Raw genomic sequence first — 206 nt, 5'->3', positions numbered from 1 at the left:
GGTCCGACGCAGTACCGCCTCATCAGGCGCGATTAGCTCAGCGGGAGAGCACTACCTTGACACGGTAGGGGTCACTGGTTCAATCCCAGTATCGCGCACTCGGTCCCCTCGGGGTCCGACGCAGTACCGCCTCATCAGGCGCGATTAGCTCAGCGGGAGAGCACTACCTTGACACGGTAGGGGTCACTGGTTCAATCCCAGTATCG

At 61.2% G+C, this 206-nt stretch carries 1 tRNA gene; it reads left to right on the top strand.

The features are described 5' to 3' along the window. Positions 1 to 26: 26 nt before the first annotated feature. Positions 27 to 98: transfer RNA gene (locus UK12_RS36180), tRNA-Val, on the top strand. Positions 99 to 206 lie beyond the last annotated feature (108 nt).

Source organism: Saccharothrix sp. ST-888 (assembly GCF_000955975.1).
GTDB lineage: Bacteria > Actinomycetota > Actinomycetes > Streptomycetales > Streptomycetaceae > Kitasatospora.
The sequence above is the reverse complement of the archived record's forward strand: the minus strand, read 5'-3'. Positions and strand labels throughout refer to the sequence as shown.